The sequence below is a fragment of the Bradyrhizobium sp. NBAIM08 genome, assembly GCF_020193935.1.
In the GTDB taxonomy this organism is placed as follows: Bacteria; Pseudomonadota; Alphaproteobacteria; order Rhizobiales; family Xanthobacteraceae; genus Bradyrhizobium; species Bradyrhizobium yuanmingense.
Window position 1 is genome coordinate 1 of record NZ_JADYVR010000440.1, and the last position, 440, is coordinate 440.

Sequence of the window (440 nt, forward strand, 5' to 3'; positions counted from 1 at the left end):
ACGCAGCCGAATGCGGACGGAGTGCTGGAACGCATTCTTTCCGGCTACAGCGCGGCAGTCGTTGCGCCGCAAGCCGTTGTGCCCACCGCCACTGGCGCCATCAGCCTCTTCAAGTCGACAAGACCTTCGTCGACATAATGCGAAACATTCGCAGAAAGGTCTTGATCCTCCAGTGGCTGGAGGTTCTAGGGGTGAGGAATGACTGACAACGAATCAGATGGCTGCGACTGCACCGGCGACACCAAAAGAGCGGAAACGGATCCCGCGTACCGCCGCGCGCTGTGGTGGGTAGTCATCCTCAATGTCGGCTTCGGTATCGTCGAACTCGCCGGCGGATTTATAGCGAACAGCCAGGCTTTGAAGGCCGATGCGCTCGATTTCCTCGGAGACGGCTCAATCACCTTCGTCGGCCTGCTCGCTCTGGGCTGGGCCTGTCTCTT

At 59.5% G+C, this 440-nt stretch carries 1 protein-coding gene; it reads left to right on the forward strand.

Annotation, left to right across the window (positions count from 1 at the left end; translation table 11 throughout):
- Positions 1-198 precede the first annotated feature (198 nt).
- On the forward strand, positions 199-440 hold a 242-nt coding region (locus I6F37_RS40325; RefSeq protein WP_225154424.1), incomplete at its 3' end, for a cation transporter.